Below are 15,127 nucleotides of genomic sequence, written 5' to 3' on the forward strand. Positions count from 1 at the left end.
ATGCTTCTTATAGGAGCTCTGAAACCATTTTAGATCATATGGTCAGCGGTAAAATAGAATGCGCCTATTCTCGTACAGACTATTTAGAACAGCGTCGTATTTTGTGGATCAAATAGACTTCTTATGTTAGGGATCAAAGCTAAGATATGGGGTGCATCCTCCCTTATCTGTGACGCATTTTTTCTCTCTATTTCTCTCATTTACTTTTTATAAGATACATAAATTATTACATCAAGAAACATATGATAATATGTTGTTTTTTATAATGAAAATGATGTTTGAAAATAATATTCTTCTTACAGACCGTGAAACCGCAAAATTTTTTCATATAAATGTTTTGACATTCTCAGCGCCATGGGACAATGGATCATTACCAAAACTATTAAAATTTTGTTTTTAATCCCGCCGGTTACAACCTGATTTTGTAAATGTAATCGAGAAAGTCAAAAAGCAACATTATCATGACGCAGCATAAAAGAGAGTCGTGTCACATCAATTAATGCTTACTTATTATTTGTGCGCTTTCCTGTGTTTTTATTAAAAGTATGAAAATTCTGATGAGCAACTGTGAAACTTAGTTTTTGACCATAGTCGTGTGTCAAGCGTTCTTTTATTTCAATCGTAAAGATGATACCATTCCAACGCGTTAAAACATGGCAACCTGTTCCAATAGGCTTGATAAGCTCAATTTTTGTGTGAAAGACTGGTCCTTTATCTGGATGTTCGCCCAATAAGATTATTTCAGGTCTGAATGCTAAAAGATCAGTTTCTTCGCCATAAGTAAATGAATGCCCTAAATGTTGTTCTAAGACATGGCGATCAAGAAAATTCATAGGAGGAGAACCAATAAAATCAGCAACAAATGTTGTTGCTGGAGTATCGTAAATTTCCATTGGTGTTCCAATTTGCTCGATAGCTCCTTTATTCAAAACGACTATTCTATCAGCTAATGTCATAGCTTCTAGTTGATCATGGGTAACATAGAGGCTCGTTGTTCCTAATGAACGCTGTAGTGTTTTTATTTCAATACACATTTGCGCCCGTAATTTTGCATCAAGATTTGAAAGAGGTTCATCAAAGAGAAAAACACGGGGTTGACGTACAATCACACGCCCCATTGCAACACGCTGACGTTGTCCTCCTGATAATTGTCGTGGTTTACGATCAAGAAATGGTTCTATCTCCAAAAGCTTTGCAGCATGTGCGATACGTTTTTTAATTTCTTCTTTAGGGGTTTTACGATTTTTAAGACCATATTCTAAATTTCCACGAACTGTCATATGGGGATAAAGGGCATAATTTTGAAAAACCATAGCGATATCACGATCAGCTGGTTCACGATCATTGATACATTCGTTATCAATGCATAATTCACCTGAGGTAACTTGTTCAAGTCCTGCTATAATACGTAATAAGGTCGATTTTCCGCACCCTGAAGGACCGACAAGAACAAGAAGTTCTTTATCGGCAACAGTTAAGTTTAAATCATCAATGACCAGAATGCCGTTGTCATACTGTTTTTTTATATTTGATAACTGGATTATGGCCACAATTACTTCTCCGTTTCAATAAGGCCTTTGATAAAAAGCCGCTGCATGAAGATAACAACAAGAACAGGGGGAACCATGGCAACAACCGATACTGCCATGAGTATATTCCATTGAGGATCATGTTGAAGTGATTCGACAATAAGCTGTTTTAAAATAATAAGGATCGTTTGATGATTTTGATCCGTTGTGATGATAAGAGGCCAGAGATATTGTATCCATCCATAAATGAACATAATGATAAATAAAGCAGCGATATTGCTTTTACTAAGAGGAAGAAGGATATCCTTAAAAAATTTAACTGGACCTGCACCATCAACACGTGCCGCCTCTAAGAGTTCATCTGGAACAGTCAAAAAAAACTGGCGAAATAAAAATGTAGCGGTTGCAGATGCAATAAGTGGAATAATCATTCCACTATAGGTGTTAACCATCCCCAATTTTGCAACAATCTCATAGGTTGGAAGAATACGAACTTCGACAGGGAGCATCAATGTAACAAAAATAAGAACAAAAGCAGTTTTTCGGAAGGGAAAGCGCATGTAAATAATTGCATAAGCAGACAAAAGTGAAATAATAATTTTTCCAATACTAATCCCAAGAGCCATAATGAATGAATTCATTAAGAGTGGCCAGAGGTTGGGCAAACCTAGCCGTGCAAGGCCATCACCAAAGATTGTTTTATAATTTTCCAGAGCGTATTTCCCAGGCAAAAGAGGAAGTGTTCCTGAGTTAAATGCTGCTGAACTATGAGTTGATGCAATGATAGCAACATAAACTGGAAAGCAAATAATGATAATACCAACAATGAGAGTAATATGGGTTAGAAATTTCAAAACAGGGCGATTTTCAACCATAATTTGTTTCCTAATATTGTACACGGCGCTCAATCCAGCGAAACTGGATAAACGTTAAGACAATAACCATCAACATCAATATTGTTGATTGTGCTGCTGATGCACCGATTATTTGATTTCTAAAGCCATCGTCATATACTTTATAGACGAGGATGCTCGTTGCACGCGCAGGACCTCCAGAAGTTGTATTATCAATAATACCAAAAGTATCAAACATAACATAATTGACATTGACAATAAGAAGGAAAAACGTCGTTGGTGAAATTTGCGGGAAGACCACTGTCCAAAATCGTTTAAAGGGACCAGCACCATCAATGGCGGCTGCTTCTATTTGAGAACGCGGAACAGACTGAAGACCTGTAAGAAAAAAGAGAAAATTGTAAGAAATTTGTTTCCAACTAGCCGCAATGACAATAAGAATCATTGCTTGAGTGCCATTAATACGATAATTCCATAGCACTCCTATTTTCTCGAGAAGAAAAGGCATAATTCCGATGGTGGGATGAAAGATAAACAGCCATAATATACCTGCCAATACTGGAGCAACAGCATAGGGCCAAAGCAAAAGCATTGTATAAGCCTTTTTTGCACGGATGACACGATCAACACAGACAGCTAAGAGAAGTGATATTGTCATTGAAGCGACAGTAACTGAGATGGAAAATACTGTGGTTGTAAGAAGCGATTGCCGATAAGTAGGATCAGAAAGAACGGTTAGATAATTCTCAAAACCAATAAAGGTTGTTGTAAAGCCAAAAGGGTCTTCACGCTCAAAAGATGATTTTATTGCTTGAGCAGCAGGCCAAAAGAAAAACAAAAAAGTCACAAAAAGCTGAGGAAAAAGCAGTCCATAAGAAAGTAGATTATTTTTAAAATATGCATGTTTTTCTTGCATTCGTAGGGCTCTTTAAATGTAGAGACTTTAAAAAGGTAAACAAAAAGGACTCAACTGTTTTTGTTGAGTCTTTAATGTTTAACAATAAAACGAAATTAATGATTAGATCTTTCAAATTCACGCAAGAGTTTATTTCCACGTTCAACGGTCTCATCTAAACCATCTTTCGGCGTTTTTGAACCACTAAGAACAGCTTCCAACTCTTGATCAAGAATGGCACGGATTTGTGGTAAATTACCAAATCTTATCCCTTTTGAGTTAACTGTTGGTGGATTAAGATTAATCTGTTTGATAGCTATATCCGCACCTGGCGTTTTTTCATAGAAATGTTGTTTTTTACTCAATTCATAAGTTGCTTTTGTGGTTGGAAGATAACCTGTCTCCTGATGCCATTTTGCTTGATTTTCTGTTTTCGAAAGAAATTTAAGAAAAGCGGCTGCCCCTGCATATTCCTTTGGGGTATGGCCCTTAAACGCCCAAATAGAAGCTCCCCCAATAACTGAATTTTGTGGTGCTCCTTCTGTATCCTTATAGTACGGTAGCATACCAACCCCCACATTAAACTGAGCTTCAGAAACAATTCCAGCATGTGATCCTGAAGATTGCATAAAAATTGCACAATTTTGTGCCATAAACATTGGTGTTGAATCTAATGCACCTGCTGGACCACCATAGCGGAAAATACCTTGATCAGACCACTTTTTCAGGTCAGTCCACATACGCACTTGTAAAGGTCCATTAAATGTAAGTTCTGAATCAAGTCCTTTAAAGCCATTTTCCTTTGTTCCAAACGGAACATTATGCAACGCTGAAAAATTTTCTATACCAATCCATTGAGCGGCATAAGCCATTGTAAAACCACAAGTTGCTGCTTTAGTCTCAAGAATTTTTTTGGAAAAGTTTTCTATATCTTGCCACGTTTTAGGAGGCTGTTCTGGATCAAGCCCTGCTTTTTTAAAGATATCTTTGTTATAATAAAGGATGGGTGTTGAAATATTGAATGGCATAGAAACCATACGCCCCTGTTCATCGGAGTAATAACCACTAATAGCAGGGAAATAATCTGTAGGATCAAATTCTTGTTTTGTATCAGCCATAAGTTGATAAAATGGGTAGATTGCGCCTTTTGCAGCCATCATAGTTCCAGTACCAACGTCATAAATTTGGGCAAGTACTGGCTGTTTCTTTCCACGAAATGCTGCAATAAGTGAAATCAACCCCTCTTCATATTCACCGCGATATGAAGAAACAACTTTATACTCAGATTGACTTGCATTAAAATCGTTAATGAGACTTTCAGTTTGCTTTCCTAATTCACCACTCATAGAATGCCAAAAGCTGATTTTTGTCTGCGCAAAACTTGCTGTTATTCCCGCTGTGGACATTATGATAGCAACCGTGGCCGCTATGGAAAGATAAAAACGACTCATGGTTCACCCTTTCTGAAGTGATGGAATACAAACTACCCCTAAATTTATAGTATTACACATGAACATGCTATGACAGTTTTATTTCAGAAACATATTCTCTCATTTAAACAGGAACCACCAAAAGGTCAAATGAATTTGTTTAAATTTATTCATTTTCTTTTATAAGCATTCTTATGTATTAACGAAGAGACAAATAAAACTTTTCTTAAAATTAAAAATCATTTTGAGCGCTTAATAGTCTCTTTCCCTGTAACAAGATCACGCCCCTCACGCAAAACAAAATGACAATGTATGACCAATTTCCATGCTGTTAAAAAATCTTTCAATACATCTACATTTCGTGATAGCTCCTATAATATAAGCCATAAAGCCTCTCCACTAAAGTATATAAGACTTTTTGTATACCATCACTTTTACACTTCATAAAAGTGCAAAACGACATCATCATGTGAGACCCTAATGCTTCAACAAATCTTGCATTTAAAATACGTTAAATGAATATTTTTATTCTTTTCTCAATCATTTTTTATCCACACACCAACCCTGCTTGTAATGTGCAAAGGAATGATTTTGATTGATTCATTGTAAAAAGATTTGAAATAAGAAAATCTTATGTATTAAGGTCTATTATTCACATGAATAAACCATTAATTATCATTATAAATCAATGTATTATTGTTATATATTAGATAATTTTTATTCTTTTATTACGCTAGCTTTATGAAAATATATAGTTCCTTTTGTGTTGATGTGTTTTTTACCTTTGTGCACGCAATTGCAATGCGAGATCAGGTTGATCTGTCGTAATGTAATGTACAGGCATATCAAGCCAATGTGATAACCGAGCTTTTCCATTAATTGTCCATACCCCTACAGTAAAACCAGCCTCAAGAGCTGATTCAATAAAGTTCTGTGAAACAATGGAGCCATCTAAACTTAGATCAGAATAACCTAATTGCTTCCATTCAGAAAAATGACGGTACATATCACCTTCAAAATTATCAACACATGGACCAGATGGTATTCCTGCTTCAATAAAAGGACGAAGGATAAAAGGATCAAAACTAATTGCAGAAACCCGTTCTAATAAATTTCGGCTTTTTATTAGTGCAAGCGCTTTTTGGGATAATATTGTTTCACGCTCCACTTCACCACATGTTTTGATTTCAAGATGCAATGCAACATTCGTTGGTGCTAAAAGATCAAGCACTTCTTCTAATAAGGGAGGTGCTTCTTGGCTTCCTTTCACGCAGAGTTGTTTGCGTGTTTCATTATCAATGTCGTGAATATACCCCTTTTTCCCAACCAATTGGTCTAAACGGAAATCGTGAAAGACAACCACTTCACCGCTTTTCAGCAAATGAACGTCGCATTCAACTTCATCAACACCTAACGCTATAGCATTATTAAATGCTGAAAGGGTATTTTCAGGATAAAGATGAGCTCCTCCACGGTGTGCAACAATTTTTTTCTCAGACATGCAAAATCCCACACTTCTCAATTTTAAACGATATTGACGTACAGATTGTCAGATAAAGGCTTATTCTTCATTTCAATTATTCCCATTCAATAGTACCAGGAGGCTTTGAGGTTACATCATATACAACACGATTAATCCCTCTAACTTCGTTAATAATACGTGCTGCTGTCTTACTTAAAAATGCCATATCATAGGGATAAAAATCAGCGGTCATTCCATCTACAGATGTGACAGCGCGAAGAGCACAAACAAATTCATAAGTGCGATCATCCCCCATAACACCAACAGTTTGAACTGGAAGAAGAACAGCAAAAGCTTGCCAAATTTCATCATAAAGACCGGCCTTACGGATTTCCTCAAGATAAATAGCATCTGCTTCGCGTAAAATTTCTAATTTTTCACGTGTTACAGCACCTGGACACCGAATTGCAAGGCCGGGACCTGGAAAAGGATGGCGACCAATAAACTGCTCCGGTAGCCCTAACTCTCGTCCTAGCGAGCGAACCTCATCCTTAAAGAGCTCACGTAACGGTTCTACAAGTTTCATCTTCATCTGTTCTGGTAGCCCACCCACATTATGATGGCTTTTAATGGTTACCGTTTCACCAATAGCAGACACACTCTCAATAACATCTGGATAAAGTGTTCCTTGTGCTAAAAACTCTGCACCTCCTATTTTTTTCGTTTCTTCTTCAAAAACTTCAATAAAAAGGCGACCAATTGTTTTGCGTTTTTTTTCTGGATCTGTCTCACCTTTTAAAGCATTAAGAAACACATCAGCAGCATTAACGTGAATAAGCTCTATATTATAATGATCACGAAAGAGCGTGAGAACTTCTTCAGCTTCATTCTTGCGCATCAGCCCATGGTCTACCAAAATACATGTCAGTTGATCTCCTATAGCTTCATGAAGGAGTACCGCTACAACAGATGAATCCACTCCCCCTGAAAGACCACAAATCACACGACTTTTCCCAACTTTTTGTCGTATCGTAGCAATTGCCTGCTCACGATAAGAAGCCATTGACCAATTGCCTGTAATAGCAGAGATCTTATGAACAAAATTTTGCAAAAGTTTTGTACCATCCGGTGTATGGATAACTTCAGGATGAAACTGTACCGCATAAAAATGTCTTTTTTCATCCGCAATAGCCGCATAGGGAGCTCCTTTTGAGGTTCCTATGACACGAAAACCTTCTGGTAAAGCTGCCACACGGTCACCATGGCTCATCCATACTTGATAACGAGAACCTTTTTTCCACACTCCATCAAAAAGGGCACTCTCTTCTTGCACTTCCAAAAAAGCACGCCCAAATTCACGCTCATGCCCAACTTCAACCTTTCCTCCAAGCTGAACACACATGACTTGTTCACCATAGCAAATACCCAGAATCGGAATACCCGCCTCAAAAATTTCCATTGGAGCACGCGGAGAGCCCTCATCAATAACGGAATAAGGACTCCCTGATAAAATAATAGCTTTAGGATTTATGCGGCGCACAACTTCTAAAGCCAATTGAAAAGGAGCAATTTCACAATATACCCCCATTGCTCGTACCCGTCGTGCAATAAGTTGTGTAACTTGTGAACCAAAGTCAATAATAAGAACAGTGTCTGGATGTGATATGCTCATAGAAAACCAATCAACAATTGTAAAAGAAAACTCATGAGAGTTATGATTTAATCTTTCTCTTTTCACAAGCCTGTTTTCTTAAGAAAAAGATTATTCTCGTAAAGTTTATGATAAAAAGTGCAAAAATATGGATCAATGTTTTTTTTGCAACACAGATAAAAAGAACCCATCTGTTTGTGTTGTGGCTGGCGACAAAGTAAGTCCATAATTTGAAAAAACTGGTTGCACAGGAGAAAAACTAAAATGTTTCTGCCAAAGCGCTGGCATATCTATTGGAGAAAAATGAGAATGTTGTTGAAGGAAATGGGAAATTTGTTCCTCATTTTCATCTGTAAAAAGAGAACAGGTAATATAGATTAGGCGCCCATTTGGCTTAAGATAAGCTATCGCTTCATTCAAAATAGCCCTCTGTTCTGTTTGGCGTTGTTTCACCTGTTCTAATGTTAAACGCCATTTCGCATCTGGACGACGACGCCATATTCCTGTCCCACTACATGGTGCATCTAGTAGAACTCTATCCATCTGGCCTATTAATGGCTTCAATTCTTCTTTTTGTGCTCGTGTTTGTACATTACGAACACCAGCGCGTCGAAGACGATCAAAAATAGGAGCTAAGCGCGCTTTATCGGAATCATAAGCATAAATTTGTCCACGATTGTTCATATCGGAAGCTAAAGCTAATGTTTTGCCCCCAGCACCTGCACAATAATCTAATACCTGCATGCTCTCTTGCGCGTCCACAAGGTGAGCAACAATTTGAGATCCTAAATCCTGTATTTCAAAGTGTCCTTTTTGAAAAGCTTGTTCCACTTGAACATTGGGATGACGATTAAACTTTTCAATCGGTGCAATTCTTAAAGCTTGCCCAAACCATGGAAAAGATTTAAGTTTGGTTTTTGCTAATTCTTTCAGCACCTTTTCTGGTGTTGCCTTTAGGTTATTTACCCGTAGATCTAAAGAAGGACGCGTTGCTAACGCAGCCGCTTCAGTGATCCAATTATCACCAAATAAAGGACGCAGATGCGCTTGACACCATTGTGGAATATCACCACGAATATAGTCTGGAGCATCCACTAATTGCTGACCTTGCCACGATTTACGCTGCTTAGCCCCTAATAACTGTGGTGCAAACCGATCTTCTGCCAACTCACCGTCAATTTGCTCCAGCGTCATTTTTCCATAATCTAATAAGGCACCAAAAACGATATCTCGGATATCATCACTCTCCATACGCCATTGTAAAGAATAACGTCGTCTTAAAACATCATAAACGATTGTACCAATAGCTGCGCGATCACCTGCTCCAGCAAAGCGATGAGAAAGCCCCCAATCCTTTAAAGCTGCTCCTACTGGGCGATGCTTCATTTCTATCTCTTTGAGAACATCTATTGCTGCTTGCAAACGCCCACCTAATCGCATTCATTTCTCCCAATTAAAATAATAAAATTTTAAATCATCTAAAAAAATAATATTATCGTCTTCTTGCCAATGGAACCTTCTCAAAGCCATAAAAAATTTACACTCAATATTAAAATGATCTGATCATACTTTTTTATAAAATCAAATTTAGAGTATCTAGATTTTTCCTTTCATCTTCTGCCCATTCGCTTTTTATCCTTCTACCTCTTATGCTAAAAGATACGTAGCCATCCATAAAGAACTTATTTCCGCCATGCATTACGAAAAAATCAAATATCTCCCATCTTTGTACGGCTATCCTGCTGAAAAAATAGAAAAAGTCTTCTCATAAAATTAAACAATTTCATCTTACGTTCAACAAAAAATTAACTTTTTAGAAAATGCTTGGAACCACTATTTGGCATGACCGTTTTTACTCTAATGGCAACTGCCAGACAATTTAAAAGGAGAAAATAATGACTTATAATAATGGAAAAACAACTTCGTCTAAAAGCCGTCATAATACAATGCCCTCAAACAACGGAAAGAAATCCATCCAAAGTGATCAGACAAACACTCGCCAACGTGCGTCAAAGACTGGACGGAAGACAACAAAAAGTTAATTCTAATTTTATATAACTTATTTCATATAGTCTTAACAGAAAGAATTAGAGTTTTGACCTCTAATTCTTTCCTTTTTGGGATTATTACACCAAATTACAAACAGAAAAAAGCGCAGTCTCTCTTTCTTATTCTCGGAAGATTTTATATTTATGCAATATGACATTAGGATCTTGTATCTTTAAACTGGCCCACGATAATTTGGACTCTCTCGTGTGATAGAAACATCATGCGTATGACTTTCATGGAGTCCCGCATTCGTAATACGTACAAACGTTGCTTTTTCACGAAACTCTACAAGATCTTTTGCTCCAACATACCCCATCGAAGCACGAAGTCCACCAGCAAGCTGATGTAGAACTGATGCTATAGGACCTTTATAAGCCACCTGCCCCTCTACACCCTCAGGAACCAACTTAAGTTCATCACGAACATCATCTTGAAAATAGCGATCTGCCGATCCTCGTGCCATAGCACCAACAGATCCCATGCCGCGATAAGCTTTAAAGGATCGTCCTTGATATAGATAAACTTCACCAGGGCTTTCTTCTGTACCCGCTAAAAGAGAGCCAATCATAGCAGCACAAGCCCCACCTGCTAAGGCTTTAGCAAAATCACCCGAAGCTTTTATCCCCCCATCAGCAATAACGGGAATACCGACCTTATCAGCAATTTCTGCCGCACTCATAATGGCTGCAAGCTGAGGAACACCAACACCTGCAACAATTCGCGTTGTGCAAATAGAACCAGGACCAATACCAACTTTTATAGCATCCGCACCACTGTCAATCAAAGCCTGTGTTGCTTGCGGAGTTGCAACATTACCAGCAATAATGGCTGGAGAAAACGTCATTTTTTTAATACGCTCAACTGTGTCTAATACACGCTGAGAATGTCCATGTGCAGTATCAATCACTAGAATATCAACACCTGCATCAATTAATCGTTCAGCCCGCTCAAACCCATCGTCCCCTACACTACTTGCAGCTGCAACACGCAAGCGACCTTGCGAATCTTTGGCAGCGTTTGGATTTAATTTTGCTTTTTCAATATCCTTAACTGTTATCAGTCCGACACAACGATTCTGTTCATCCACAACTAATAATTTTTCAATACGATGATGGTGTAAAAGATACTTTGCTTCATTGAGTTGAACATTTTCACGCACTGTGATTAAATTTTCATGCGTCATTAATTCATAAATTTTTTGTTTGGGATCCGATGCAAAACGCACATCCCTATTTGTCAAAATGCCAACAAGCCGTCCAGCAGTTTCACCTTTAGCACCATTTTCAACAACCGGAATACCGGAAATACCATGAGAGCGCATCAAAGATTTTGCTTCTTCAAGTGTTGCATCTGGTCCAATGGTGACTGGATTAACAACCATACCAGATTCAAACTTTTTTACTTGGCGGACCTCTTCTGCCTGCTCTGCAGGAGACATATTACGATGAATAACCCCAAGACCACCAGCTTGAGCCATCGCAATAGCCAAACGCGATTCTGTTACCGTATCCATTGCCGCAGAAAGCAATGGCAAATTGAGCTTAATATCCGCTGCAATGCGCGTACTGAGATCCACTTGACTAGGCATAACAAGAGAATGACCGGGTTGTAAAAGTACATCATCAAAAGTCAGTGCCAATGCACCTGTCCCCGTTTCAACAATCTTTGCCATAGCAAAATTCCTTTTATAATAAAACACCGCAAGGAGCTTTAAAATACAACTGCGGTTCTCATACATGGTAGATTGGCAAAAAATTATGCCATGCTACAAACAAAATGAAAAGAAAAATAAAATATTTTTTTAAGTGTGGTTTATAAAAATTTACAATTGTGATTCAATAGGTAACCAACTTATTATTTTTGCAAATGCGCGACGCCAAAAATTGCTTTCTGGATCATAGTCAATGCTATATTTTTTTTCATTTTCAATAAAATCCCAATAAATACGATTATTATCACCAAGACGCAGATGATAGCTCATTTCCCCTGTGGTTTCTTCAGAAAACAACAAATCTAATCTTGCTGTAATGGGAGCACATTCAAAAAGAATGCCCATTTCTGTATTTAATGATGCTGATCTTGGATCAAAATTTAAAGATCCAATAAAAGCTGTTTTACGATCAATTAAAAAAGCTTTGGCATGTAAACTTGCCTTACTCGATCGAAACAATCGTAACCCATGAGTATTGCCTTCCGCTTTTAATTCATAAAGATTAACACCACTTTTCAACAATGCCTTACGATACGGTACATAACCACCATGCACTAATGCTACATCAGTAGCTGCTAAAGAATTTGTCAGAATTTTGACATCAACACCCTTTGAAACCAAATTACTAAAATTCTGCGTGCCAACCTTACCAGGAACAAAATAAGGTGACGTAATCTGAACCGTTTTTTGGGCATTTCCAATAACCTTTGAAAGTGCCTTCATAAGCCAATTGCTTGCTTTTTTACGCAATGCTTTTTCTGGAGGGTCAGAAAGAACAACAACTTTGTCTGCTAAAAATAACCGCTTTCCTGTTTGGATAAAACAATTAAAGTTAATGTGCTCTTTGACATAATCTAAATAAACTTTTGCAACCTTGGAATCACGAAACTTTCGTAATTTATCTTTCCAATAGCTAAGATCACTTGCGCTTTTAGGAACAACCAAAGTATGAATTGGCAAAACAACAGCACTATTCCAAAAATCATCAAAGATACTTTCTACCTTTTTAACAGAGGGACCGATTAACATCAAATCTAAATCTCGAAAATGGGATTCTTTACCAGCATCAAAATAAGAATCTGCAAGATTACGTCCTCCTACAAAAGCGACCCTGCCATCAACAATAAAAGCTTTATTATGCATTCTACGTGTTACGGTAATTGCCCGTAATATAATTTCTAAACCACGGCGTAAACCACCTTTACGAGATCGCCCTGGATTAAACATTCTCACCTCAATATGAGGATGTTTATCTAGCGCAATATAAGCTGGATCACGTGCCTGAGCATTAATATCATCCAAAAGAAGCCGTACCCGAACACCCCGATCTGCTGCCTCAACTATTTCACTTAATAATAGGCGCCCCGTTAAATCATCGTCCCAAATATAATACATCAGATCAAGGCTACGCCCAGCCTCTGCAGATCCTATTGCACGAACACAAAACGCATCCAAATTGCTGATAATGAGGGAAAGGGCATCTTTATCAATCCCCAATCCATTTTCTTCCTCAGCTAATTGACTGATGATACGATCAAGCTTAGTTTCATCTTTCTGAATAGGTAACGCATAAGAACACTGCCCCCTAGCATTTTTCACAAAACGCCCATAGGTGTAGATTGCCAACATAGATGCAATAAAAAAAAAGAGGACAAAACCAATAACAATCTGTAAAAGAGTCAAAGAGGATAAACTTTCTATTTTAAACTATCACATCATCAGTAATGCAAACGATAACACTAATCACTTTATCTTAATCGTATAGCAGATAAAATGCCACTTCTTGCTTAAGAGAGTATAAATTTAATATTGATGATACAAAAATTTTAGCGGTAGTATTTAAAAGTTTTTAAAAATGCTTCTCTGTTTTAATAAATGTAAACTTAACTAAAATTGTATAAATTGAAACAAACGATTAAAATAATCACATAAAATTTATATTTGATTTAAATCTACAAAATCATCCTCTATAGATAAATTTTACAATAAATAATTGTTTTCTTAAGCTTCCCCCACGAACTTTATCAAAATCCACTCTATTTTTGTGAAACTCATGCTTGTCATGAAGAGAAATTTGTTATGAATTTTACTTTCGTTCTTGATTTCTTATTGCTCTCAATTCTTCCATTTTTCTATAAAGTGTAGAGCGACCAATATGAAGGCGGCGTGCAATCTCACTCATATGTCCTTTATAATGTTTAATCGCTTTCTCTATAATATCATGTTCCATCTCTGCAAAAGTACGCACATGCCCATCAGTATTCAAAAATTTTATCGATTCTTGTTCATTATCTTCTTGTATATTACCCTCAATGATATTGGGAACATTCATTAATGAATTTCCCATTAATTGCGGAAAATCTCGAACAGTTAATAACGGTCCTTCACTGAGTAAAATCGCACGAAATAAAAAGGTTTCAAGCTCATTTCTATTGCCAGGCCAATCATACTGCATAAGCAAGGAAAGAGCAGAGCCTGCTAAACCATGGACATGTGATCGCCCTGTTTCTGTGATAATGCGATCAATCAAACGTTGTGTAATCTCTGGAAAATCATCCCTTAATTCTCGTAAAGCAGGGACGCTAATAGACAAGTGAGAAAATTGTTCAAACAAACTATGCAAAAAAAAGTTCTCATTAACCAAGTCCTTTAAACGCGATGTTGAAATAGCAATGATCCGAAAAGGGAAAAATCCTCCTTTTGTATCCCTTTCCCTCTCTTTAAGGTAATGAGCAAACCGTTTTTGCTGTATGGGCTCAAGTCGATCAATATCACAAAGGCAAAGTGTCCCTTTTTCAAGAGAAGAAACCAATGGTAGGAATTCTTTAAACCACTGCTGATTTTCTTCTTCTGGATCAACGATGGCTGAACATTGAAAGCGAACAAAAACACCCTCCGAAAATAATCCCTCATGATGAATAATCCGAGCTAATGTCTCACGTCCTGTTCCAGCTTCCCCCTCTATCAAAAGATTCTGTAAAGAAGTTGCTGCTTGTCTCGATTGTTCTAACACTATCTGCATAGCTCTACTTTTTACGCAAAGATCAGAAAACCGTAAATGATTCTCTTTTTTTCGCCGAATATCTCGAACCTCATGCTCCAAGGCAGAAATAAGAGCAAGAATATCCAAAGTAACTCTTACGCGTAATAATGTTACTGGATGGATCCAATAATCAATAGCTCCAGCTGTTAAAGCTTTCTGGAGTAAATGCTGATTCTCTTGTTGTGCTATAACGACAATAGGAACAGAAACACCAGCAACTCTAATCATTTTAATCAAATCGCTCACACTCAAATCACTCATAACGACATCAAGGAGTGCAAGCACAATGTTTTTACGCCTGTGTAAAAGATCAATCGTACGGAGACCATTTTCTGCTTCAATGACACGATAACCAAAACCTCTCAGCATAGCAGAAAGTTCTATACGTCTTCCATAATCTTCACTCGCAACAAGAATGGGACCAACCATAATGTCAATAATCTCCTTTGAGACTACTCAGCAGCTTAATATCAAAATTGTTGTAAACCATAAGAAATATTTCA

Annotated in this window: 11 protein-coding genes and 1 pseudogene; 2 read left to right on the forward strand and 10 right to left on the reverse strand. The window is 37.4% G+C overall.

Annotation, left to right across the window (positions count from 1 at the left end):
• Positions 1-274 precede the first annotated feature (274 nt).
• Positions 275-475 (forward strand): annotated as a pseudogene (locus ACFIK0_RS04245) (DNA-binding protein).
• A 28-nt stretch (positions 476-503) separates the two neighbouring features.
• On the opposite strand, the gene ACFIK0_RS04250 reads toward ACFIK0_RS04245, so the two are convergent.
• From ACFIK0_RS04250 to ACFIK0_RS04280, 7 genes are all read right to left on the reverse strand, one after another.
• Entirely contained in the window at positions 504-1,550 is a 1,047-nt protein-coding gene (locus ACFIK0_RS04250) for a sn-glycerol-3-phosphate import ATP-binding protein UgpC (RefSeq protein WP_375637594.1), read from the reverse strand.
• Positions 1,551-1,552: 2 nt separating this feature from the next.
• Positions 1,553-2,404, reverse strand: coding sequence for a sn-glycerol-3-phosphate ABC transporter permease UgpE (ugpE, locus tag ACFIK0_RS04255; protein ID WP_375637593.1), 852 nt, complete (start codon positions 2,402-2,404; stop codon positions 1,553-1,555).
• Between the two features lie 10 nt (positions 2,405-2,414).
• Entirely contained in the window at positions 2,415-3,299 is an 885-nt protein-coding gene (gene ugpA / locus ACFIK0_RS04260) for a sn-glycerol-3-phosphate ABC transporter permease UgpA (protein ID WP_375663559.1), read from the reverse strand.
• 95 nt (positions 3,300-3,394) lie between these two features.
• Complete coding sequence (ugpB, locus tag ACFIK0_RS04265) at positions 3,395-4,729, reverse strand: sn-glycerol-3-phosphate ABC transporter substrate-binding protein UgpB (RefSeq protein WP_375663560.1); 1,335 nt, start codon at positions 4,727-4,729, stop codon at positions 3,395-3,397.
• A 757-nt stretch (positions 4,730-5,486) separates the two neighbouring features.
• A complete protein-coding gene (locus ACFIK0_RS04270; RefSeq protein ID WP_273790616.1) occupies positions 5,487-6,209 on the reverse strand; it encodes a glycerophosphodiester phosphodiesterase family protein in 723 nt (240 codons plus the stop codon).
• Between the two features lie 76 nt (positions 6,210-6,285).
• Positions 6,286-7,842 (reverse strand): glutamine-hydrolyzing GMP synthase, encoded by a 1,557-nt coding sequence (guaA, locus tag ACFIK0_RS04275; RefSeq protein WP_375663296.1) that lies wholly within the window; start codon positions 7,840-7,842, stop codon positions 6,286-6,288.
• Positions 7,843-7,974: 132 nt separating this feature from the next.
• Complete coding sequence (locus ACFIK0_RS04280; protein ID WP_273790617.1) at positions 7,975-9,261, reverse strand: RsmB/NOP family class I SAM-dependent RNA methyltransferase; 1,287 nt, start codon at positions 9,259-9,261, stop codon at positions 7,975-7,977.
• Between the two features lie 455 nt (positions 9,262-9,716).
• Here ACFIK0_RS04280 and ACFIK0_RS04285 point away from each other — a divergent pair, with 455 nt between their 5' ends.
• Entirely contained in the window at positions 9,717-9,863 is a 147-nt protein-coding gene (locus ACFIK0_RS04285; RefSeq protein ID WP_375631092.1) for a hypothetical protein, read from the forward strand.
• A 179-nt stretch (positions 9,864-10,042) separates the two neighbouring features.
• Here the strand turns inward: ACFIK0_RS04285 and guaB are convergent, their stop codons facing one another.
• From guaB to ACFIK0_RS04300, 3 genes are all read right to left on the reverse strand, one after another.
• A complete protein-coding gene (guaB, locus tag ACFIK0_RS04290; RefSeq protein ID WP_273790618.1) occupies positions 10,043-11,542 on the reverse strand; it encodes an IMP dehydrogenase in 1,500 nt (499 codons plus the stop codon).
• Between the two features lie 150 nt (positions 11,543-11,692).
• On the reverse strand, positions 11,693-13,264 hold the full coding sequence (locus ACFIK0_RS04295) for a phospholipase D family protein (protein WP_375663561.1): 1,572 nt from the start codon (positions 13,262-13,264) through the stop codon (positions 11,693-11,695).
• A gap of 403 nt (positions 13,265-13,667) precedes the next feature.
• Positions 13,668-15,053: a sigma-54-dependent transcriptional regulator gene (locus tag ACFIK0_RS04300; protein ID WP_375631094.1), complete on the reverse strand. Its 1,386-nt coding sequence runs from the start codon at positions 15,051-15,053 to the stop codon at positions 13,668-13,670.
• Positions 15,054-15,127 lie beyond the last annotated feature (74 nt).

The sequence above is a fragment of the Bartonella sp. CL63NXGY genome (genome assembly GCF_042194905.1).
GTDB lineage: Bacteria > Pseudomonadota > Alphaproteobacteria > Rhizobiales > Rhizobiaceae > Bartonella.